This is a genomic window from Sulfuricurvum sp. (genome assembly GCF_023229695.1).
In the GTDB taxonomy this organism is placed as follows: Bacteria; Campylobacterota; Campylobacteria; order Campylobacterales; family Sulfurimonadaceae; genus Sulfuricurvum.
The window spans coordinates 70933-91192 of sequence record NZ_JALNYS010000013.1; the positions used below are offsets into that span (position 1 = coordinate 70933).

Genomic DNA, 20260 nt, shown 5'->3' on the forward strand with positions numbered 1-20260 from the left:
TAACATAAAAAGTCTGATTTGAATCAGGTGAAAACACTGCATTTACACTCAAAGAGATGAACTGGTGGTCACATTTTGTTACCAGCTAATCTAGAAATTATATTAGAGTATCGTTTGCAGTTTCAGCAATGCAGAAAGAAGCAATGATTCCTGATCCGGTGAACCGGTCGATTTCATCTTCAGCTCAGTATCGAGCAAAAGATTCAGCCCTTTTTTATACCCCTCAGGCGAAATCTTGATCGACATGCTTGCCCGCTCTTTTTCGATAAATCCGGGGAGTTTATACCCCAACACCAGTGCCGAATCGGCGACACCGTGGAGCTTGATCGCCGTGTTAAACAGATACAATTGCGTCAAAAACCCGCTCAGTGAGGTCAGTATCCGAATCTCCTCTTCTCCCGATTCGAGCAGATGGCGCAGCGATTCTAGGATCGGTTTTTTCTCGATCACCTGTGCGATGAAATGATCCAGCTTGATTTCACTCAGACCGAAGACGTGTTCGTCGATCTCTTTGATCGTGATTGTTTTACCCAAGATAGCCAATTTCGAGAGTTCGTTGCATGCCAAGGAGAGATCGTTATTGTGGGCATTCAAGAGGTGAACGGCAGCTTGATGATCGATTTGCAGCCCTATAAGAGATGCCTCTTGCAAGATGATCGCTTTCGCCTCATTCGCATACGGATGAAACAGGCGTACCGATCCGGCATGAGACCCTTTAAACGCCGCATCCGCCCCTTTGACATCTTCCCCGTAGTAGCAGTAGATAAACGTATTATCGGGATTTTTTCCGACCAGTTCGATGAGGGTGTCCAACTCCGCTTTCGGGAGCTTTTTTTCGTGTTTGACAATCAGCAGATTCTGATCGCCGAAGAGTGAACCCTGTGAAAGGTGGGCTTTGGCGGTGTTGAAATCATACTCGTCATGATAAAGGCTCAGTACCGATGCCCCTTCGATCTGAGCAAGTCGGTGGGCATAACGGTCGATGAGAAAGTGACTCTCGCCGAAGAGTGCCATCGCTCGTGGTGCTGAATTATTTTGGAGGTGACGGTCTAGTTCTTGGCGGTTCATATAATGCCTCCATACATTTTCTGGTGGTAATATTGCTTCATTTTTTTATCTCTTGTAATTTTTCTATCACTTATGATACAATTATCTTCTAATTCGCCTTTGGGCACACCCACTTGATTTCAGGTGGGGATAATCGTTTCTGTATCTATTTCAAGATAATACTATCAATCTCTTTTTCGGTTAAATCGCTACTTTTTCACTCATCCTATCAAAATTCATTCCATTTAATCACTGCACACACCGCTTTATTTAAAGTTGATTGGTTATAATTTCTTCACTTACGGTGAGCCTCTGCACGCACGCTTACCTTGTCCTGATAAACCCCAAAACGAAATCTTCCAGTTTACTTTCCAATCCGACCAGATTATCCGATACGAACAAATCGATCAAATCATCCACCGTTTTGAAGTTATCTGCGCTGCCCAGCAACACATGAAGCGAATAATAGACATCCAGTATTTTATGCTCATAAATCGTTTTTTTAAATGCCGTGTGAGTGCCGAACGCTTTTAATCCTCTAAAATTTCGGTTGAAAATTCTGCCGTTATGAGCACATCGATTACGAAGCTCTTTGAGCCTCAGCAGATAGTTTAAAAATAGTTCATGGCTGTAGAAACCAAATTTTTTCCCTAACAGTTTGAGGATGTCATTATCATCGATCTGTAGTTTCGAGATGAGATTGATGAGCGTCCCAAGCGTCGCATTTTCAATGAAATAGTGAAACGGTGGGTAGTTGATATTTTTCGTCGTATTGACGGCAACCATAGGCTCATTTTGGATATAGTCAGCTTGATTTGATTGAAAATCATACGTGTTGAGATAATAATCCCGATAATGGAGATAGATTTCTTTTTTCTTTTTCGAATTAAGTTGCTGAACTTCCCAATCTTGAACCGATTCGAGTGGCAGGGTAAAAGGCTCCTTGTAGCTTTTAGCAAGGAGATAACAATACGGATTGTCTGTGATGGCATAAACGATTTCAATGAGATAGGCTTTCATCCTGATTTCAATCGTGGAAGTCATCGAAAATAGTTTCGAAGACAACCGTTTGTCAAAATCATGAATGGCGATGATGTCGTCAATCGAATAATCGGGTAGATTGTTTCGGAACGCTTTAACATAGCCTTTGAATCGGAAAATCCCAATATCTAAAACTGTCTCTTCGATACTCGCATCACATTGTGTCACCATTTTTTTTAAACCATCATCATAAAGGGATTGAAGATAGAAGGCAACATCAAGCTGTTTGTAGTCGTATTTCAATGCATTCCTTTCGATTCGTTCATTGTTTAGAGAGATTTAATCTCTTCCTTCTCTATCCGACTCACAAATGAGGCGGTTATTTTCGCGGTGGCGAGATTGGCGCTCTCAATTTTCACCATCACATCATCGAAAAGCATGAGCCCAAACGCAGAGGTGACACTCACTTTTGCCCCCGTGATCACATCGTGGATTTCAGCGTAGATATCGTCTTCGGCTTTCATGACGCGAGCTTTGAACTGCTGCCCGATGACGGTAGCAGCCCAACGGGCGAATTTACGCTCCTGGAAACGGATCTCGATGTCGCTTGCTTCGCGCTCTTTTTCACTGATCGAGGTACACAGCGATTCGATGTTGCGCAGGACGTAGGAGCCCTCTTCCGTATCTCCCGCTTTGATCGCTTTGAGAAGGCGATGGACGATCAGGTCGCTGTAGCGCCGGATCGGAGAGGTAAAGTGAGTATAGCGCTCAAATCCCAGACCGAAATGGCCCGTATTGTACGGAGCATAACGTGCCTGCATCTGAGAGCGGATAATGAGGGTATCGACTTCGCTGATCAGATCCCGCTTTTCGGCTTCGGCTTGGATAGCGGTGATCGTCTCTTTGATCTCCCCTTTGGATTCGACGAAAATGCCGATGCTTGCCAATTCGGTATAAAGGCTTTGGAGCTTGAGAGGGCTTGGAGGTTCATGAATCCGGAAAACTCCCCTCTCATACATCGAAGCGGCCTCTTTGTTTGCCAGCAGCATACAATCCTCGATCAGTGCATGCGAAGGGGTTTCGACGGCAAATTCGGTGCTGACGATGTTATGATCTGCATCAATCCGCATCTCCAGTTCGCTGGAACGGAAGTTATACCCTTTTTTCATCCGCTCTTTTTTCAAGTTGGCGGTGAGTTCATTCAAAAGCGGGATATAGGCTAAGACCAGAGCTTCTTTTTCATTAGACGGCTGAAGATTCCCCTCTAAAAACAGGTCGATCTCTTCATAGGTAAATCGGCGGTGAGAGTGGATGAGCGACTCATACAGATCGGAAGATTCAACTTCGTACGTCGCCGGATTGATCTTCATCTCAAACGTATAGGCGAGACGGTCGACGAGAGGCTGGAGCGAACAAAGGGTTTCGCTCAATTGGCGCGGCAGCATCGGGATCGAGCGATGTGGAAGATAGATCGAAAAACTCCGGTATATTGCCTCGGCATCGATGGCGCCGAACGGGTGGACGTATTCGCTGACATCGGCAATCGCGACGTAGAGGGTCGACGTTTCCGGGTCATAACAGATAGCATCGTCGAAATCTTTGGCAGTGACCGGATCGATCGTACAAAACGGTAAATGGCGCAAATCACGACGCTTCGGATAGAGCGAGGCATCGACCTCTTTGGGAAAGGATGCCGCCATTTCGAGGACATCTTCGTCAAATGCGTCGTGTTTGTTATAAAGGGCCAATACGATCTTTTCATCCACTTTCGGATCGCTCAAATTACCCAAATAGGCAGCAATAACTCCGGTTTGATTATTGATCTGATAGACCGATCCCTCTCCCCTTTCGCCCAAATCGGCGACGTCAAAGCCAGCCGGATGCTCGGTACGGATATCATATAAACCAAGATAGCCGTTTTTTAAAGTGACGACGGCAACACTAAATGTTTCATTCCGTCCGGCAATCAGAATAACCTTGGCTTGCGGCCCTCCCCGCTTACCCAACAGCCGCTGAGCGATGACGAGATCGCCGCTTTTAGCTCCCATCAGGTTATTGGTTTCGATAAAGTGGTCGCGGATACTCTCTCCGAGTGTCTGAAGATACGCACCGCTCTCAGAAGCCAGTGAGATGATACCGGCGCGGTATTGAGACGCGAGCTGATATTTGTTATCTTCATGCGTTAGAAGTTTTCGTGTAAGCCATTCATTAATGTACTCACGCTCTTCGGGTGCGATATCTTGGTCATAAAGACCGTGGGTAAGACGAATTAGGAGTGATTTCATAGAGATATTATAGTCAATAAATACTTCTATGATAGAATAACTCCTCTAATTTTACAAAGGAACACACTAATGACACATGAAGCGATTTTAAACCAACTCGGATATGCCCCTAATGAAGCATTAAGCCTCCAACTTAGCCGAATCGAAGAAAATACTGGCGGATATGAGAAAATTATCAAACATATTTTGGATTTGCATGAAGCACTAAAAACGGATGAATCGTATGTAGCGATGTCGAACAGTAACGACTATTTTAAAATCAAGATCGATGCGACAAGTGAGATCAGTTCAAGTGACGCAATGGAAAAAATCAACCATTTTGCGGATAAATACAAAGTAAGTCTCCAAAAAGTAGACGGGAAACCGACCTATTATATTCTCGGATTTGCGGCGTAAATGAGGTACGAGCCATCGGCTTGTACATAATATTTATAGAATCGTTAAGAAAATGAGAGATGATGCATTATTAGGTATCACCTCGTATTTCTTAATAGTTTATTAGACTAAAATGGTATCTCATCTGGGTCTATATATGGAAGTTCTTGAATAGGCTTTTTCATTTCAAATCTATCTTGATTGTCTAAAACCCAATTCCATCCATTTTCTGTTAATTGATAACCTATATAAGTATCGTTGTAATCTGGATATTCATCATTAGAAATTAGCCCTTTTTTTGTCAAACTTTGTATTCCTAGAATTGCAGCCATTTTGGTAAAACCGCTATTTTCAATATCTCTTTTTATCCGTCCTTTCGCACCCCAAATTAGCAATTAATTTCCAACCTATTGTAGTAGCTCCAATACCTCTCTCCCAGAACATTGAGGATACGACTGTTTTCCTCCTTTAGATTGGCGAGAACTATTTGGGAGAGCTGAGGGATGATGACATACTGTATCAAGGGTTACCTGGTGCCGTTTCGCTTGGTATTTTTGCCTTTTCTGCGGTTTTTTGGATGGGTCAAAAAATCAATACGATTTTTATTGACTCCCTAAAAAAAGATTGATCGGGGGACGGTATGGGCTTTAGAGAGATAGCGTTGATCGCCGTGGCGTTAATTTTGGTTCTCATCCTTGGCTTCGCCATAGCGCCAAGTATTACGGCAAGCGGTGATGCAACAAAAGCCTCAATCGTCTCAAATGAAATTGCATCGATTGAATCAGCATCAAGAATGTGGATGATTGATCATTCAGCAACCGCCGCGCTTACCGGTTTGAGCGCAGTAACGGTCGCTAAATATATCCCTAATTTAACACTTGTTGTATGGAGTGGAGAACCCTATTTTGTGAGTAAAGCTTCTCCAAGTTTACATTACGTGATTAGGCAAGATCATACTACGGATATCCGAGTCATCACAATCGGAATGGCATCGATTTATTCATCGCACGACATGATATATTCGCAATTGGTGAAAATACACGGAATTTCGAAGGTTGTAAAAGATGGCAATGAATTTGTGGTGAATGTAAGATCTTAATACAAAGGTAGGATGCTATGGCTGAAATAGAAACCATTTATCTGGAAGATTTGTCAATGTATCACGGGGATGATCCTCGTGGAGAATATTATTGTCCCGACTGTGGAGGTGTTATGTATTGTGTAGAAGAGACAGTAAGCGGTGACGCTGTTTTTCAGTGTCAAAAATGTTTAAAAGAGCTAAAGGTCGGTTTATGAGTGTCATCATCGTCGAATCACCAAACAAGATCAAGAAGATCCGGGAAATCACCGGATCAAAGGTCTATGCAACCGTCGGCCATTTCGCCGACATGCCGAAAAACAGCATGGGGCTTGATATGGAAACCTATGAGCCCGAATTCATCATCAACCCGGAGAAACAAGACAACGTCGATAAAATCATTGCCGCTTGCGAGGGTGAAACGGTCTATATCGCTTCCGACGCTGACCGCGAAGGCTATGCGATCGGGATGCTTTTATATCAGCGCATCAAAGACGCAGCGGATCAATGCTGGCGCCTTGAGATCCGGGAGATCACCGAAAAGGGGATCGCCGAAGCGATGAACACCGCCGTCAGATGGGAAGAGACGAACTACAAGTTCTATGATTCATTTCTTGGGCGTCGTGTTGCCGATCGTCTTGCGGGGTACATTTTAAGCCCCCTTGCATCCTCTTCTTTAAAGGGGAAGTTCTCCGTCGGGCGCGTACAGTCCCCGGCGGTCCGTTTGGTTGTCGATCGCGAACGCGAGATCCGCAACTTCAAACCGACTCCGTATTTCACGATCTCGACCAAACTTTCGCATGAAAGCAAAACCTTCACAGCTCAATTCTCGGGATACCTCGATGATACGAAGTCATTTAAGACTAAAGAAGAAGCTGAAGCGGCAATCAGTGACGCTTCCTTGACAAAATACGCTACCGTTGAATCGGTCGAGAAGAAAGTCGTTAACCGGGGACCAAAAGCCCCGTTTACGACCGTAGACATGCAGGCAGCTGCCTCGATTTCTTTATCGATCGCTCCGGAAAAATCCATGCAGCTCGCACAGGGGCTTTTTGAAGCCGGGCTTATCACCTATCATCGCACCGATTCGGTCCGGCTGTCCGATGAATTTCTGGCGGAAGCGGCGGAGTTTGTAAGAAGTAATTTTGGAGGGGAACATATCCCCGAAAAACCAAAAAAGCACTCGTCGAATTCACAAGCAGAAGCACACGAAGCCATTCGTCCGACGCATCTGCACCCGCTCGATGAGATCGATTCCAAAATCAAAACGGCTGACTTAACGGCGGATCATGCGAAGCTCTACAGATTGATCTTCAAACGTGCCGTTGCTTCCATGATGAGCGACGCTACCGCAGACGCGACAAGCTATCAGTTTGATATCGGGGGGCTACCCTTCAAAGCAAGCGGATCGGTTCCGAAATTCCCCGGATGGACCGCGCTTTATATCGAAGAAAGCGAAGACGAGAAGGAAGCGGAGCAATCTCTTCCGGATCTTGCTCAGGGCGATCTTTGTGACAAGCAATCGATCGATGTTGAATCCAAGATGACGAAAGCCCCCGGACGCTTCACCGAAGCAAGCCTCGTCAAACAGCTTGAGAAGATGGAAATCGGGCGACCGTCAACCTATGCCTCGATTATCGGACGCATCAAATCGGCCGGTTACGTCTCAATTGAAAAGAAAAAACTAGTGGCAAACTCTACAGGTGAGCAATTAATCGACTTTCTCAACAATGACGGGCATTCGTGGATTATTGATTACACGACAACGGCAAATATGGAAGAGTATCTTGACAAAGTAGCTGACGAGATCGATGGGGCGACGTGGCAGGCATTTGCTAAATCGACACATGAGAAGATGGGTTTTTTTATCCCCATTGCGAGAGAAGCACGAGAGAACAAGGCACCCTCAGAAAAACAGATCGCTATGGCTCAATCGATCGCAGAAAAGAAAAGAATCAGGCTACCCGACTCAGCACTTGAGAGCGGTTTTGAGATGAGCAAATGGCTTGAGAAGAATATGAACAAACCGACGGAGCCCGTGGGAAAATGCAAATGCGGCGGAGATGTCAAAGAATGGGATAAAAACTTTCAATGCTCTGGATGCAAGGCGACTATTTGGAAAGAGTTTCTTGGCAAGAAAATCACGAAGACTCAGGCGATTAATCTTTTGGCCGGAAAAACGATCACTCTTTCAGGGCTCAAAAGCAAAGCGGGTAAAGAGTTTGATGCAAAAGCGAAACTAGACGGTGGGAAGATAGAGTTGGAATTTGGGAAAAAATAGAGTGATGATAGCTCAGGGGGTAGCTATCCCCCTGTTTTTGACTAATGCAATACTGGTACGAATACCATTACAATTAGAAAAGCTATCAAAAGTTTGTAAATCAAGAAGGCTATCTCCTTTCAAGAGATGGTACCCACTTCCACCCTACCAGCCAAAAAATTGGCAAAAAAAAAGGCGAAAGCTCGAAAGCTCCCGCCTTGCATCTTTCTATCCGCTAGCTACACGGAAAGAGATTGCACTTCTTGATTACCTTGAAATTATAGCACATAATCTATCTATGTCAATCAACGACCTCGGGCGGAGCCTCGCCGCCCACATCACGTTTCTCTCTTCATTCGAACTTCCGCGATCGTGGTATATAATAAATTAATTATTAACAGTTTATAAACTGTTTTATATCCTATAAACAACTGATTATTATTGACATGATTCTTCTCTTTAGATATGATTTTGTATAGTTAAATAACAGTTTTTAAACCGTTTAAAAACATATAAGGAACATATTATTATGATATTATCAATTGTGAATAAAAAAGGCGGCGTCGGTAAAACGCCTATCTCATTTTCTCTCGCTAAAGACCTCGGCTACTACCTTCAGTCGAACGACAACTCGGTAATCGAATCGATCTATCCCGATATGGCCAAAATTACCGAATCTCCCTCTTTACTTGATGATTGCGTCTTTGATTTTGGAGGGTTTACAGAGGGTGGTGTTTTATCGATCATTAAAGCATCTGATGCCGTTCTTATCCCCTGTTCGATCGATTACAACTCTATCCTTCGCACCGTCGAAACGATAGAGGAGATTCAACCACATGCAAAAGCTCTTTTTGTGATCGTCACAAAAACGGAAAAAGAGGGAGATTTTCAAACCGTTAAAGATGCAATCACCCAGCATTTTGATGAAATCGAATTTTTTGAATTGCGCTTATCCAAGGTGTTTAAAAACGCGATCGAAACAGGCCTTTCCGTAACGGAACTCTATAATGAATCCCCACTTTCCAAAAACGCATACAAAACGGTTTATAAGCAGTATTCTAATATTTTAAATATGTTTAAAAACAGTTAATAAAGGGTATCAAATGGTAGAGAAAAAAAATATTAACGAAATGATAAAAACCGCTTCGAAGCCTCTTAAAACATTCGAAGAAGCCGATCGTCGCAAGGGTGGTCGTCCGAAAAAAGAGGACGGACATACGAAGAAAAATAAGGTGACGGTTTATCTCGATGATGAAGAGCTTGAGATCGTTACTAATGCCGGCAAAGAGATCGGATTGAGCGTCGGGCTTTATATCAAGGCTTCGGCACTGAAAGCGGCAAAGAGTTAAATAACAGTTTATAAACTGTTAATAATATGTTTATTAACACATTTAAAACATATTATATAAGGAAACAGCATGCAGCGCCTAAGCGATCTATCGCCAAAAGAACGTGAATTCCTTTTTAGACAACTTCGCATTTCGATTGCATACAACTCAAATGCTATGGAAGGGACAACTCTTTCTTATGGCGAAACCAAAGAGCTACTCGAACATGGTATTACGGCAGCTGGCAAACCATTGGGTGAGCAGCTTGTCATTCTCGGATTTGCCAAAGCGTATGACGTCGTTATCCGTGAGGCATTCAACAAAGAGATGAAGTTTAATGCCGGGTACATCAAAGATCTACATGCCATCATGTTTGAGGATGCTCTTCAGGTAGCACCCAATTATGTTTCAAAGCCGATAGGCGCATATCGTCTTGATGATCGATACATCAAAGGGGTAGATATCAAGCTCTCCCCACCATCGATGATTTCGCAGCATATCGATAATTTGTTGTATCAACACCAAATAGTAACTATGACGTTGTTGGAGATATCGGAGTTTCATATAAAATTCGAGCTTATACACCCGTTTGCAGATGGTAATGGACGTATTGGACGGCTACTGATGGCACATCAGGCAATAGCAAATGATTTCATCCCGCCACTTATCGAAAACGATCACCGACGTGAATATTTGGATGCGCTTGCGGATGCTGTTCAGCTGGAAAAGTTTTTGGAGAAGAGCATTGGGAAGAGTATGAGCTTATTGGGGTAGAACGACCGCCGGGGGACCAGCCCGACAGTCTTGCTAACTAAGACGTCCGTTTTTGGAGCCAATCCTTGATCTCTTCTTTGAAGAAAACTACGACTATACCAATTACGGCGACAGAAACTTGTAACATTTGAAACCAATCCATCTTGGCCTCCTGTATTTGGATACCCCAAATCCCTACGCTTGGACACGCTGGAAGCAACCCCCATAACGAAAAAAAGCCCTGAACGGTTTCCCGCCCAGAGCTTGTCCAAGTTTTGTTCCAAATACAGGCTTAGTCAGCCATTTAAACAAGACCGAAATAGAGGTGGTCTAATCCTCTCGATCAAATGAAATGATAACTCTTTAATCTTAAAGAAATATTATTGTAAATAATCTGATGCTATAAAATATTCCCTTGGATTACATCCTGCAAGTTCAGAAAGTTCTTTAGCAAAATCCAAATAACATTCAACTGGAAATGCTGTTGCATCTTCGATGACGACGAAGTTCGACACTTCAACACTAATACGATAACCGCTCTCAAAAAGCACTGGAAGGAAAACGATCATGTCGGCTTTCTTGCCCGCTGCGCGGGCTACGAGCGCAACGCGACGAACGTCAAAATTGACCTCTTGCCGGTCGCGCAGCAGATCGCCGAGAGCACCTATGAGATGCTCGATGATTCTGAGGAAGTAGCGATTGATGCTGTGGTGGCCGAGTACGCGGCTGCTTTAGGGGAAGTCACCACCACAAAACGATTTATAACAGGTAATCGTCATAAACGGCGTCCTGTTAAAAAACCACCAACCCGACAACAAAAGCTGTTAGACTTCGATGGGGAGGTTTGAGATGGCATATCTCGTAAACGCTTTACAAATCCCAAATGACTTAGTCGATCGACTTCTTCTCGAACTTAGTCCGAATGCGCTCAAATGCTATCTAGTTATAGTTCGAAAAACAATTGGCTGGTCAAAAGAGTTTGACGCAATATCCGCCGGTCAGTTTTGTAAACTGACCGGCATCAAAAAAGAAGAAACAGTCTGGGTAGCCGTCAAACAGCTAAAAGAACTTGGGCTTATAGAAGATATTCCAGTTCCTGGTAAACCAACCCAGTTTAAAGTCGTAACCCAAACCCCGCCCAGAGGGGGTGACACCCACCCCGAAAAAAGGTGACACCTCAAAACGGGGCACACAAAACCAATCCTCTAAAAACCCAACTAAACCCATTTTAAAAGAGGAAGACGTTGTGTGTGAAATAATCCCTGTAGCTATGGAGCATCTGCCTCTTTCGCTAATTGATGCAGCGATTGATAAGGCGGTGAGCAAGCTCGCCAAGCGAAGCCCAGCTGGGTATCGCCGCCGCCTGCTCCAAGGGTTGGCGGCAGGAGATGAGGGCTGGATAGAGACGGTCATGGAGTTTGTGAAGCAGGTTGAGGCCACTAGCGAAGCCCCATGGATTCGCGAAAAACGGCTAAAACGAGAGCACGGTGAGGCGATGCAGATGGCTTTGCAAAATTGCGGCTTCGACAGCCCTGAGGAAGCGTACTTTGCGTTGAAAGAGGGGGTTCGAGATGATTTCTGAAAAAATAAAAATTATTAAACCATATATTTTAGAAAATGTGCTATCTGATCTAGCCCTCAGTCTCATTGCAGAGGCGCTGGAAACCCTATTATTAAGCCAACCAGCCTCGATTGAGCATATCAAGAATTGTGCAAAAGTTCTCAAAAATGAACTCAAAACAGTGGGCATTTCGATCAAACACGGGCATTCTCTGGAAATTTCTTCGAAAATTTTGGGGTTCAAAAACTGGGACACGGCTTCGGCAATTTTGAAAAATGGGGGCCGGACCATAGGGCTCCCGGGGGGCGCAGCGTGATGTTCGAAACCCAGCTCCTCTCTGCTTTATCTGAGATAAAGCTTAAACTTGATATAACGCTTAAAGAAATCGAAGGTTTAAAGGCTGAACGAGATCGTGATTTTGCAACGATCCCTGAGGTCGCCGCGACGTTCGGAGTATCGGACACGGCCGTTCGGAAAAAGGTGCGAAACGGTGAGCTGGATCCTGTTTCAGATTGCCGGTACGACCCATCGGGAAGACTGAAATATATCAAACGATCGGCATTTGGAAAGTTGCATTTTCGGAAAAAAATCGCATAAGATGGAGGATAAAATGATCAACATCGAAACACTCAAAGATGAAATTGTTGAGCGGCTAAAACCTCTCGATCCCGATAAAATTATCCTCTTTGGCTCCTACGCTTACGGAACCCCGACCGAAGATAGCGATATCGATCTTTATGTTGTTACCAAAGACGATTTTATCCCTCAAAGTTGGAGAGAAAAAAGTGAAATTCATTTAAAAATCGCCCGCGCTATACAGGATATTTTAAAAAAATATCCAACCGATTTAATTACTCATACACGCGCAATGCATCAAAAATTTATCGAGATGGATAGTATGTTTAGCCGAGAGATAATCCACAAAGGAATTTCAATTTTATGAGTGCTGTATTGTCGAAAGAGTGGCTTAAAGCTGCTTATTTAGATTTGGAAAACATTCGTTATATCGTTCATGTGCCCCACTTGAGCGCAATTGTTGCATTCCATGCTCAGCAATCTACTGAAAAGTCGCTCAAAGCTCTTCTCACATATAGAAACGTCGATATTCCTAAAATTCATGCACTAAATAGATTGTTCGATCTGTGCCAAAATGATTTAAGTAGTCCAGATGATGATATTGTGAATCTCTTGGATAGTCTGTATATTGAATCTCGCTATCCTGGAGATATGGGACTTCTTCCTTACGGAAAACCAACATTAGAAGATGCTCAAAAGTTTTATGATTTTGCAGAAAAACTTTTCATGGATGTTTGTGCTCTTTCGAATACCCCGATTGACGAAATCAAATCTTCTAACTAAACACTCTTTTTCTCTCCGTAAAATATGTGAAATATGTATAGTCATATAAAACCCTTCAAAAGGCTTAATATGACATTGGATAAAATCACCCGCCCACAAAGCACCGCCTCACACTCACAAGGAGGCGAAATGAAATATCGATACTGCAGGGAACGAGACGGGATCGTCCATCTGGATATTCCCCTCTCCGGTAAACGGATTCGGCGAAGCACCGGGCGACCGGCGACAGCAGCCAATATGAAATATGTCGAAAAAAACTGGCAAGCTGAGCTTGAAAAGCTTATTTCCGATAAGACAAGTGATCCACAACCGGATATTACTGTCGAAGCGTATGGAAGACGCAGCCTTGAAGCAAATAAAGGCTTTAGAAAAATCCACACTACGCGTGAATATTCGAATACTTTTGAAAAACATGTTGTTCCTGTTTTCGGATCGCTTCAGCTGGATGCAATTGTACCGAGTGATCTGAAGGCATGGCTCTCTAAATTACAAGCATCGGGGCTTTCGGGTAAGAGAATTCACAACATTCGAATCGTTTTTCAGGGGATTTTGCGTGATGCTGTCTCCGATGGCATTATTCCCAAAAATCCGTTTATTGGGATCAAGGGATTTTCGCGAAAAGCGCAGCATGATATTCACCCCTTCACGTTGCCGGAGATTCAGTATATTCTCCAAAACGCAGAGGGGAAACTTAAAGCGTTTTTGACTGTCGCATTTTTTACGGGGATGCGAACGGGGGAGCTGGTCGCTTTAAAATGGTCAGACATCAATCTGAAAAGCTCAAAAATAACCGTGCAGCGTTCGATTCGTGGAAGCATTGAGACAGGGACAAAAACGGGAGTCGTGAGAACAATCGATATGCTTCCCCCGGTTGCCGATGCGTTGAAGGAACAATTCAAACTCACCGGGCTCGCGGGTGGCTATGTTTTTCTGAATCGTTATGGAAAACATTATGCGGGATCAACGACACTTGCTAATGAGCATTGGGCACCTCTATTGAAGCGTTTAATGCTTGATCATCGAACTCTGTATCAAACTCGTCACTCATTCGCGACGATGATGATTTCAAAGGGTGAGGATGTGATTTGGGTGTCTAAAATGATGGAGCACGCGAACCCATCAATTACGCTCTCGATCTATTCGAAATATCGGGAAGAGCCTGTCGTGAAGCGAGCTGCTTTTCTCGATGAAATAAATCTCTTTGGTGAAAAAAACGGACACGGGAACTGTCACGTTTCTGTCACATAGTCAAATTCGGTGCAAAAAAACAATTACGCTTAAAGCTATAAAATCCCTATTTTTAGGGGTTTTTAAAGCCTAGTAGAAAAGGAGAAAAATTGATGCAAAACGAACCAATGACACCCAGAGGTTATGATGAACTTTTACGAGAGTTCAAATACCTCAAAGATGTTGAAAAACCACGTGTAAATCAGGAAAAACAGCGGGCTGCCGAATTAGGCGACCGTAGTGAAAATGCCGAATACCATGCAGCGAAAGAGAAGCTGCGTCATATTGATAAGCGCCTCTTTTATCTCAATGCAATGATTGAAAAAGCACAAATTATCGATCCTTCTCTCTTGGAACATTCCCGTGTCCATTTTGGAGCAACAGTGGAGATCCTCGATCTGCAAAGTGATGAGGAATACTGTTACAGTATATGCGGTACCTTGGAAAGTGAACCTGAAAACAGTCTCATTTCAGTCCATTCACCACTAGCTCGCGCTATGTTGGGAAAAGAAGAGGAAGATGAGTTCAGCGTCAATCTCCCTCACGGGAAAAAGAGCTATGAAGTGACAAAAATAAGCTATACCGATATCTTTTCACTCAAAAAAAATCTGCGCAGTGAAAAAGATTTTGGATTTCACTAGCCTTATTTGATTTCGATTTTTTTCGAAGCTTTTTTCCCTGTTTTGGGAACGGTAATTTTCAGTACCCCATTTTCCGATTCTGCCTGTATCTTACTCAAATCAGCATCGTCCGGTAATGAAAAACTCTGCTGATAACTGCTGTAGGAACGTTCGCTTTTTTCTTTGGTTTTTCGCTCATCCTTCCGTTCACCTGACACCATTATCCGGTTTCCGGTCACTTCAAGAGTAATCTCTTTTTTATCCACACCCGGCATGTCGATAGAGATGCTATAAGCTTTATCGTTTTCAGTAATCTGTGATGCGGAACGGGTCGTGTAAAACACCGGATGGTAAGGCCTGTTGAAGAGCGAATCCCACTCTTCAAACCAGCAGGGAGAGCCCAATTCACATTTTTTTGCCAGTGGCACGGTTGTAGTAGTCGCAGCGTTCATTACAAGCGGAACAATACTCATAGCTATCAAAAGACGCTTAGACAAAATGCTCATCATCTATAAACCTCCAATAATGATTTTAGAATGTAAATTTAAATCTGTTTTGTAAATGGATGGAAAATTAAGGGGGGGATTGACTACCCTTTGGTATAATCGCGTTATCAATAATTGACATCTGCCCGTTAGGGCAAGCTTTAGTGCCTTAGCGGCCAGCGTAGCTTGGCAGGCTTTGCCTGTTAAGCGTTTAAATATAAATTATAAGGAAACTGTCGTGAGCACTCCCCTCCCGGATATTGAAAAAGTCCTCAAACAACATAAACTCTCACTCGGAGATTATGATCATATTAAAAAAATTCTCGGCCGAGAACCCAATCTCGTCGAAATTGGTATTTTTTCGGCGATGTGGAGTGAACACTGCAGTTATAAATCTTCCAAAAAACATTTGAGCGGTTTCCCGACCAAAGCTCCGTGGGTTATTCAGGGACCGGGCGAAAATGCGGGAGTTATCGATATCGGCGGCGGATATGCAGCCGTCTTTAAAATGGAGAGCCATAACCACCCAAGCTTTATCGAACCATACCAAGGTGCCGCTACCGGGGTGGGCGGTATTATGCGTGACGTTTTTACGATGGGTGCACGCCCGATCGCCAACCTCAATGCCCTCCGTTTCGGTAATGTGTTGAATAAAGACAATATCAGCGCCCATCAACGCTATCTGGTACGTGGCGTCGTTGCCGGTATCGGCGGATACGGAAACTGTATGGGAGTTCCGACGATCGGAGGCGAAACCAGCTTTGATGAGTGCTACAACGGCAATATCCTCGTCAACGCGTTTACCCTCGGTCTCGCAAAAAGCGATGAAATTTTCTACGGCCGCGCAGAAGGGATCGGCAATCCGGTCATTTATGTCGGATCAAAAACAGGACGCGATGGGCTCGGTGGTGCGGTGATGAGTTCTGACAGTTTTACCGATGCTTCTAAAAGCCTACGTCCAACGGTACAGGTGGGTGATCCGTTTACCGAAAAATTGCTTCTTGAAGCGTGTTTGGAACTTTTCAAAACCGATTACGTCGTAGGAATACAGGACATGGGTGCGGCTGGATTAACATCGAGCTCATTTGAAATGGCCGGACGTTCAGGGAGCGGTATGATCATGCATCTTGATAAAGTTCCTGCCCGTGAAGAGGGGATGATGCCGTATGAGTTCATGCTCTCCGAGTCGCAAGAGCGTATGCTCATCTGTGCTCGCAAAGGGACAGAACAAGCCATTATCGACATTTTTGAGAAATGGGACCTTGACTGTGCCGTCATCGGTGAAGTAACAGCAACCGGTAATATGGAGCTTTTCTGGCACGGAGAAAAATGTGCCGAAGTTCCAGTTGACCCGGTAAGCGAAGAGGCTCCGATCTTGGATCGCCCGATGGCACGCCCGGCCTATCTCGATGCAATAGCAAATACGACACTGGCAAATTTCGATGCCGTGGATAATCAAGCGGCATTTGAAAAACTGATCGCTTCTATGGAAGTTGTCGACAAGGGATGGATCTATCAGCAATACGACTCGATGGTACAGACCAATACAATCAAAAAAGGGGGCGAACTCGACGCTTCCGTCATCCGTATCAAGGAAAACGGCGTAGCATTGGCGATGAGTGCCGATTGTAACGTCCGCTACTGCTTCATTGATCCGAAAGCGGGAGCAGCAGCAGCCGTCATCGAAAGCGGCCGTAACGTCGCTATGAGCGGCGCAACCCCTAAAGCAATCACCGACTGTCTTAACTACGGAAATCCTGAAAATCCTGAAGTGATGTGGCAGTTTGCCCAAGGGTGTCTGGGGATCAAAGAGGCATGTTTGGAGCTTAATACCCCTGTCATCGGCGGAAATGTATCCCTTTATAATGAAACGAACGGCAAGTCGGTTTTCCCGACTCCATCAATTGCGATGGTAGGAGTAAATGAGGACCAAAATAAAGTACTCCTCTCAACCTTTCAAAAAGAGGGCAATAGCCTCTATCTCGTAGGAGAAAACCGCTCGGAATTTGGCGGATCACTCTACATGAAAGAGATGTACGGCGTTGTAGCCGGAACTATCCCAACCATTGATTACGATAAAGAACGTGCACTCTGGAACCTTGTCATAGAAGCCAACAAAAAAGGGCTTCTTTCTTCAGCCAAAGACTGCAGCGCCGGCGGTGCAGCTATTGCCCTTGCTAAAATGGCATGCGTAAGCAGCAAAGGTGTCACTGCATCCCTAAATGTAGCCGATTCACGTGATATCTTCGCTGAGAGTATGTCACGCGCAATCATCGAAGTTTCACCGGAAAATTCTGCTGCATTTGAAGCGATGGTTGGAAATTTGGATTGCCAAAAAATCGGAACCGTAGGCGGCTCTTCATTTACCCTTAATGATGTCAAAATGGATCTTGTATCCATACAAGAAATCTATTACGGTACATTCCAAAAAATAATCGAAGGAGACCTGTAAGGTCTTCTCGTTTAACGGACACTTGCCTGCGTTTTTAGCTTTTCCACGGTTTTAGGACCGATCCCTTTTACATCAACCAATTCATCCACCGTTTTAAATCCACCATGTAATTTTCGATATTTTAGTATTTCCTGAGCTTTTGTCGGTCCAATACCATTTAGGGTCTGAAGCTGTGCCGAATTCGCCCTATTGATGTTAACCGCTGAAAAAGCTAATGAAATCTGTAAAATGAGCAAAAGAAATAGTTTAATCATTTTTAACCTTTTATGTTTAAATACAATTCTAACGTATTGCACACTTGAAGTCAATACTATTCTAACGATTTCACTATTAGATTATAATGTCATATTATTATAAGGAGAGAACTATGTTGACAATACTTTTGCGCAATTTTATTATTATTACGACTTTTACCACTATACTATCCGCATTCGAAACTTTCTTCAGCATATCCGAACAAGTTAAAAATGTTTCCTCATCAGTTATAAAAATTAAAGTCAACCGAAGCAATGACGCCAATACCGAAAGTGACTTGATCTCGACTGATAGAGGTGGATCCGGATTCGTATTTGATGCAAATCATCATGTTGTAACCAATGCCCATGTCATCGGTGATGCTAAAAAAATTATTATTATAGATGAAAATAATACCGAGTATCCAGCCGTATTAATCGGACAGGATGATAAAACCGATGTTGCCGTATTGGAAGTATCAAGCTTCAATACACCAAACGTCTCGTTTGCCGATGCAAATTCTTTATCCGCCGGGGACGGTGTATTTGTTATCGGTGCACCGTTTTCATTGGGCAACAGCGTATCGGCAGGAATAGTAAGCGCAATAAACCGTTTTTTACCCAACTACCCCTATGTACACTTTATACAAACTGACAGTGCGATCAATCCTGGCAATTCAGGCGGTCCCATATTCAATTTAAACGGCAAAATAATTGGTATGACCTCTACACAGTTTACCCGTCAAGGGGAATACACCAACATCGGTTTCGCACTTCCGATAGATAAGCTCAGCCGCATTGCCGAGCAATTGATTGCAAAACAAAAAATCGAAAGAGGCTATCTCGGAGCTGAGCTGTTAATCTCAGAAAGAATATCCAGAAAAATGGGATATCAATTCTCTGTATTAATTACACGAATCGATCCAAAAAGTCCGGCTATAGAGAGCGGACTAAAAACGGGAGATATAATTATCGGCATAAATAATGAAGTTTTACACGATAGCGGAGAACTTCATCGATTTTTAGAAAATTCACGACCCAGCGATACGCTCACTCTTACCTATGTTCGTAATAAGCAATCTACGATAACTACGGTACATTTAGGATCAATACCGATTAAAAACAAGGAAATAACAAATATAGCAACTGCCGATCAGGCGGAAAAACTCGGACTCGTAGTCCGGGAAAACAACAGCAATATTGAAGTGATAATGACTTATGGAATAGCAAAAATGGTTGGAATCGATCCTAAAGATACCATTATTGGAGTTAACAGCAGTGCAGTCAATACCATTAAAGAACTCAATACGCAACTAATCGCTACTAAAGAAACGGATATTGCATTTCTCACGATTCAGCGTGATGGGAAAAAAATAACTTTACCCATAGGAAGCAAAAGCGCCTTGAGAGGTTATACAACGGAAAATTAAATGGGTGTTTAATCCATCCAACGTCTAGGATCATAACCATCTGTCGGACGCTTAACAGCTTCTATTGATAGATGCTTGATCATTGTTACAACATGCGAGCCGTCTACAGGACTTTTCTCTTCAAAACCATTATCGTAGTATATAAATCCATGACGCTCATAAAAGCGTACAGCAGCCGAGTCTCTCACAACACTGACACTTATTTTCTCATGCAGAGCACCCGCTTCTAAAAGAAACTGTTCCATCATCGCAGACCCTATCCCCTCTCCTCTATATTTAGGAATAACCGCAATATTAAGTATAGGAGTTCTATCATCCACAAATCCGTTGGACAAATGATCTGTATTTAGTTGACGTGTCCAAACCGCACCTGCAACCTGATTATCTGCAAGTACATAAAGACCTAAATCTTTATTCGTAAAGCCGTAAAACTGTTCATACATCGAAAGGCTAGGGATTTCTTGCAATGTTTTATTGACTACATTGAGACGCATAGCGTAAAAGAGCATATCAGTAACTATTTTTTGTTCGGAAGACCTAAGGAAATAAAGAGTTGTATTCATAAGTGTATTATATCGTGTTACACTTGATTGTTGAATGGGTGTTAGAGAAAAAGGTTTTGTGTGATTGCTTGAATAAAAGGAGATTGAGTTGTTAAAAGAGGGGGGATTGGATTGTAAAAGAAAGTAAATCCGAGGCCAGGCGGCGACCTACGTTTCCACACCTGAAAGATGCAGTATTATGAGCGAAGAGGGTCTTAGCTTCCGGGTTCGGAATGGGACCGGG

At 43.5% G+C, this 20260-nt stretch carries 26 protein-coding genes; 18 read left to right on the forward strand and 8 right to left on the reverse strand.

Annotated features, from left to right (window positions below):
* Window positions 1-102: 102 nt before the first annotated feature.
* The 3 genes from holA to M0P91_RS10505 all read right to left on the reverse strand — a co-directional run bounded on the left by holA (window position 103) and on the right by M0P91_RS10505 (window position 4313).
* Complete coding sequence (gene holA / locus M0P91_RS10495; protein ID WP_295066939.1) at window positions 103-1068, reverse strand: DNA polymerase III subunit delta; 966 nt, start codon at window positions 1066-1068, stop codon at window positions 103-105.
* A gap of 303 nt (window positions 1069-1371) precedes the next feature.
* Entirely contained in the window at window positions 1372-2331 is a 960-nt protein-coding gene (locus M0P91_RS10500; protein WP_295066941.1) for an Abi family protein, read from the reverse strand.
* A gap of 26 nt (window positions 2332-2357) precedes the next feature.
* Window positions 2358-4313 carry a ribonuclease R family protein gene (locus tag M0P91_RS10505; protein WP_295066943.1) on the reverse strand — a complete coding sequence of 652 codons (1956 nt, stop codon included), beginning with the start codon at window positions 4311-4313 and terminating at the stop codon, window positions 2358-2360.
* Window positions 4314-4382: 69 nt separating this feature from the next.
* Between M0P91_RS10505 and M0P91_RS10510 the strand changes: the two genes are divergently transcribed.
* Complete coding sequence (locus M0P91_RS10510) at window positions 4383-4709, forward strand: hypothetical protein (protein ID WP_295066945.1); 327 nt, start codon at window positions 4383-4385, stop codon at window positions 4707-4709.
* A 107-nt stretch (window positions 4710-4816) separates the two neighbouring features.
* Here M0P91_RS10510 and M0P91_RS10515 read toward each other — a convergent pair whose 3' ends face one another.
* Window positions 4817-5020: a hypothetical protein gene (locus M0P91_RS10515; protein WP_295066947.1), complete on the reverse strand. Its 204-nt coding sequence runs from the start codon at window positions 5018-5020 to the stop codon at window positions 4817-4819.
* A 308-nt stretch (window positions 5021-5328) separates the two neighbouring features.
* Here M0P91_RS10515 and M0P91_RS10520 point away from each other — a divergent pair, with 308 nt between their 5' ends.
* From M0P91_RS10520 to M0P91_RS10545, 6 genes are all read left to right on the forward strand, one after another.
* Window positions 5329-5787: a hypothetical protein gene (locus M0P91_RS10520; RefSeq protein WP_295066949.1), complete on the forward strand. Its 459-nt coding sequence runs from the start codon at window positions 5329-5331 to the stop codon at window positions 5785-5787.
* A gap of 17 nt (window positions 5788-5804) precedes the next feature.
* Window positions 5805-5984: a hypothetical protein gene (locus M0P91_RS10525; protein WP_295066951.1), complete on the forward strand. Its 180-nt coding sequence runs from the start codon at window positions 5805-5807 to the stop codon at window positions 5982-5984.
* A complete protein-coding gene (gene topA, locus M0P91_RS10530; RefSeq protein WP_295066953.1) occupies window positions 5981-8047 on the forward strand; it encodes a type I DNA topoisomerase in 2067 nt (688 codons plus the stop codon). The genes M0P91_RS10525 and topA overlap by 4 nt, the downstream gene beginning before the upstream one ends.
* A gap of 508 nt (window positions 8048-8555) precedes the next feature.
* Window positions 8556-9116, forward strand: coding sequence for a ParA family protein (locus M0P91_RS10535; protein ID WP_295066956.1), 561 nt, complete (start codon window positions 8556-8558; stop codon window positions 9114-9116).
* A gap of 13 nt (window positions 9117-9129) precedes the next feature.
* A complete protein-coding gene (locus tag M0P91_RS10540; protein ID WP_295066958.1) occupies window positions 9130-9375 on the forward strand; it encodes a hypothetical protein in 246 nt (81 codons plus the stop codon).
* Window positions 9376-9444: 69 nt separating this feature from the next.
* Entirely contained in the window at window positions 9445-10128 is a 684-nt protein-coding gene (locus tag M0P91_RS10545) for a Fic family protein (RefSeq protein ID WP_295066960.1), read from the forward strand.
* Window positions 10129-10487: 359 nt separating this feature from the next.
* Here M0P91_RS10545 and M0P91_RS10550 read toward each other — a convergent pair whose 3' ends face one another.
* Window positions 10488-10676: a hypothetical protein gene (locus tag M0P91_RS10550; RefSeq protein ID WP_295066962.1), complete on the reverse strand. Its 189-nt coding sequence runs from the start codon at window positions 10674-10676 to the stop codon at window positions 10488-10490.
* Window positions 10677-10739: 63 nt separating this feature from the next.
* Here M0P91_RS10550 and M0P91_RS10555 point away from each other — a divergent pair, with 63 nt between their 5' ends.
* The 9 genes from M0P91_RS10555 (at window position 10740) to greA (ending at window position 14895) form a co-directional block, all read left to right on the forward strand.
* Window positions 10740-10955, forward strand: coding sequence for a hypothetical protein (locus M0P91_RS10555; protein ID WP_295066964.1), 216 nt, complete (start codon window positions 10740-10742; stop codon window positions 10953-10955).
* Window position 10956: 1 nt separating this feature from the next.
* Window positions 10957-11280 carry a replication protein gene (locus M0P91_RS10560; protein WP_295066966.1) on the forward strand — a complete coding sequence of 108 codons (324 nt, stop codon included), beginning with the start codon at window positions 10957-10959 and terminating at the stop codon, window positions 11278-11280.
* The gene (locus M0P91_RS10565) at window positions 11255-11689 is read left to right on the forward strand and encodes a hypothetical protein (RefSeq protein ID WP_295066968.1); all 435 of its coding nucleotides are present in this window, start codon (window positions 11255-11257) and stop codon (window positions 11687-11689) included. The genes M0P91_RS10560 and M0P91_RS10565 overlap by 26 nt, the downstream gene beginning before the upstream one ends.
* Window positions 11679-11984, forward strand: a complete 306-nt coding sequence (locus M0P91_RS10570; protein ID WP_295066970.1) for a glyoxalase superfamily protein — start codon at window positions 11679-11681, stop codon at window positions 11982-11984. Before M0P91_RS10565 ends, M0P91_RS10570 begins: the two co-directional genes overlap by 11 nt.
* The gene (locus M0P91_RS10575; RefSeq protein ID WP_295066972.1) at window positions 11981-12265 is read left to right on the forward strand and encodes a hypothetical protein; all 285 of its coding nucleotides are present in this window, start codon (window positions 11981-11983) and stop codon (window positions 12263-12265) included. The genes M0P91_RS10570 and M0P91_RS10575 overlap by 4 nt, the downstream gene beginning before the upstream one ends.
* Window positions 12266-12278: 13 nt before the next feature.
* Window positions 12279-12611, forward strand: a complete 333-nt coding sequence (locus M0P91_RS10580; RefSeq protein ID WP_295066974.1) for a nucleotidyltransferase domain-containing protein — start codon at window positions 12279-12281, stop codon at window positions 12609-12611.
* The gene (locus tag M0P91_RS10585; RefSeq protein ID WP_295066976.1) at window positions 12608-13027 is read left to right on the forward strand and encodes a HEPN domain-containing protein; all 420 of its coding nucleotides are present in this window, start codon (window positions 12608-12610) and stop codon (window positions 13025-13027) included. The genes M0P91_RS10580 and M0P91_RS10585 overlap by 4 nt, the downstream gene beginning before the upstream one ends.
* A gap of 129 nt (window positions 13028-13156) precedes the next feature.
* Complete coding sequence (locus tag M0P91_RS10590) at window positions 13157-14275, forward strand: site-specific integrase (RefSeq protein WP_295066978.1); 1119 nt, start codon at window positions 13157-13159, stop codon at window positions 14273-14275.
* A 92-nt stretch (window positions 14276-14367) separates the two neighbouring features.
* A complete protein-coding gene (gene greA / locus M0P91_RS10595; protein WP_295066980.1) occupies window positions 14368-14895 on the forward strand; it encodes a transcription elongation factor GreA in 528 nt (175 codons plus the stop codon).
* Between the two features lie 2 nt (window positions 14896-14897).
* On the opposite strand, the gene M0P91_RS10600 is transcribed toward greA, so the two are convergent.
* A complete protein-coding gene (locus M0P91_RS10600; RefSeq protein WP_295066982.1) occupies window positions 14898-15383 on the reverse strand; it encodes an Hsp20/alpha crystallin family protein in 486 nt (161 codons plus the stop codon).
* Window positions 15384-15597: 214 nt separating this feature from the next.
* Here M0P91_RS10600 and purL point away from each other — a divergent pair, with 214 nt between their 5' ends.
* Window positions 15598-17811 carry a phosphoribosylformylglycinamidine synthase subunit PurL gene (gene purL, locus M0P91_RS10605; RefSeq protein WP_295066983.1) on the forward strand — a complete coding sequence of 738 codons (2214 nt, stop codon included), beginning with the start codon at window positions 15598-15600 and terminating at the stop codon, window positions 17809-17811.
* 11 nt (window positions 17812-17822) lie between these two features.
* Here the strand turns inward: purL and M0P91_RS10610 are convergent, their stop codons facing one another.
* A complete protein-coding gene (locus M0P91_RS10610) occupies window positions 17823-18065 on the reverse strand; it encodes a helix-hairpin-helix domain-containing protein (RefSeq protein WP_295066985.1) in 243 nt (80 codons plus the stop codon).
* Between the two features lie 113 nt (window positions 18066-18178).
* Here M0P91_RS10610 and M0P91_RS10615 point away from each other — a divergent pair, with 113 nt between their 5' ends.
* A complete protein-coding gene (locus M0P91_RS10615; RefSeq protein ID WP_295066987.1) occupies window positions 18179-19474 on the forward strand; it encodes a trypsin-like peptidase domain-containing protein in 1296 nt (431 codons plus the stop codon).
* Window positions 19475-19482: 8 nt separating this feature from the next.
* Here the strand turns inward: M0P91_RS10615 and M0P91_RS10620 are convergent, their stop codons facing one another.
* On the reverse strand, window positions 19483-20037 hold the full coding sequence (locus M0P91_RS10620) for a GNAT family N-acetyltransferase (RefSeq protein ID WP_295066989.1): 555 nt from the start codon (window positions 20035-20037) through the stop codon (window positions 19483-19485).
* Between the last annotated feature and the right edge of the window lie 223 nt (window positions 20038-20260).

What these genes read in the sequence shown, in the direction of transcription:
- M0P91_RS10525 (WP_295066951.1), top strand. Translation starts at nt 5,805, where the DNA reads ATGGCTGAAATAGAAACCATTTATCTGGAAGATTTGTCAATGTATCAC.
- M0P91_RS10505 (WP_295066943.1), bottom strand. Translation starts at nt 4,313, where the DNA reads ATGAAATCACTCCTAATTCGTCTTACCCACGGTCTTTATGACCAAGAT.
- M0P91_RS10515 (WP_295066947.1), bottom strand. Translation starts at nt 5,020, where the DNA reads ATGGCTGCAATTCTAGGAATACAAAGTTTGACAAAAAAAGGGCTAATT.
- M0P91_RS10520 (WP_295066949.1), top strand. Translation starts at nt 5,329, where the DNA reads ATGGGCTTTAGAGAGATAGCGTTGATCGCCGTGGCGTTAATTTTGGTT.
- M0P91_RS10615 (WP_295066987.1), top strand. Translation starts at nt 18,179, where the DNA reads ATGTTGACAATACTTTTGCGCAATTTTATTATTATTACGACTTTTACC.
- M0P91_RS10580 (WP_295066974.1), top strand. Translation starts at nt 12,279, where the DNA reads ATGATCAACATCGAAACACTCAAAGATGAAATTGTTGAGCGGCTAAAA.
- greA (WP_295066980.1), top strand. Translation starts at nt 14,368, where the DNA reads ATGCAAAACGAACCAATGACACCCAGAGGTTATGATGAACTTTTACGA.
- M0P91_RS10510 (WP_295066945.1), top strand. Translation starts at nt 4,383, where the DNA reads ATGACACATGAAGCGATTTTAAACCAACTCGGATATGCCCCTAATGAA.
- M0P91_RS10535 (WP_295066956.1), top strand. Translation starts at nt 8,556, where the DNA reads ATGATATTATCAATTGTGAATAAAAAAGGCGGCGTCGGTAAAACGCCT.
- M0P91_RS10550 (WP_295066962.1), bottom strand. Translation starts at nt 10,676, where the DNA reads ATGATCGTTTTCCTTCCAGTGCTTTTTGAGAGCGGTTATCGTATTAGT.
- topA (WP_295066953.1), top strand. Translation starts at nt 5,981, where the DNA reads ATGAGTGTCATCATCGTCGAATCACCAAACAAGATCAAGAAGATCCGG.
- M0P91_RS10560 (WP_295066966.1), top strand. Translation starts at nt 10,957, where the DNA reads ATGGCATATCTCGTAAACGCTTTACAAATCCCAAATGACTTAGTCGAT.
- M0P91_RS10610 (WP_295066985.1), bottom strand. Translation starts at nt 18,065, where the DNA reads ATGATTAAACTATTTCTTTTGCTCATTTTACAGATTTCATTAGCTTTT.
- holA (WP_295066939.1), bottom strand. Translation starts at nt 1,068, where the DNA reads ATGAACCGCCAAGAACTAGACCGTCACCTCCAAAATAATTCAGCACCA.
- M0P91_RS10620 (WP_295066989.1), bottom strand. Translation starts at nt 20,037, where the DNA reads ATGAATACAACTCTTTATTTCCTTAGGTCTTCCGAACAAAAAATAGTT.
- M0P91_RS10545 (WP_295066960.1), top strand. Translation starts at nt 9,445, where the DNA reads ATGCAGCGCCTAAGCGATCTATCGCCAAAAGAACGTGAATTCCTTTTT.
- M0P91_RS10600 (WP_295066982.1), bottom strand. Translation starts at nt 15,383, where the DNA reads ATGATGAGCATTTTGTCTAAGCGTCTTTTGATAGCTATGAGTATTGTT.
- M0P91_RS10540 (WP_295066958.1), top strand. Translation starts at nt 9,130, where the DNA reads ATGGTAGAGAAAAAAAATATTAACGAAATGATAAAAACCGCTTCGAAG.
- M0P91_RS10590 (WP_295066978.1), top strand. Translation starts at nt 13,157, where the DNA reads ATGAAATATCGATACTGCAGGGAACGAGACGGGATCGTCCATCTGGAT.
- M0P91_RS10585 (WP_295066976.1), top strand. Translation starts at nt 12,608, where the DNA reads ATGAGTGCTGTATTGTCGAAAGAGTGGCTTAAAGCTGCTTATTTAGAT.
- M0P91_RS10570 (WP_295066970.1), top strand. Translation starts at nt 11,679, where the DNA reads ATGATTTCTGAAAAAATAAAAATTATTAAACCATATATTTTAGAAAAT.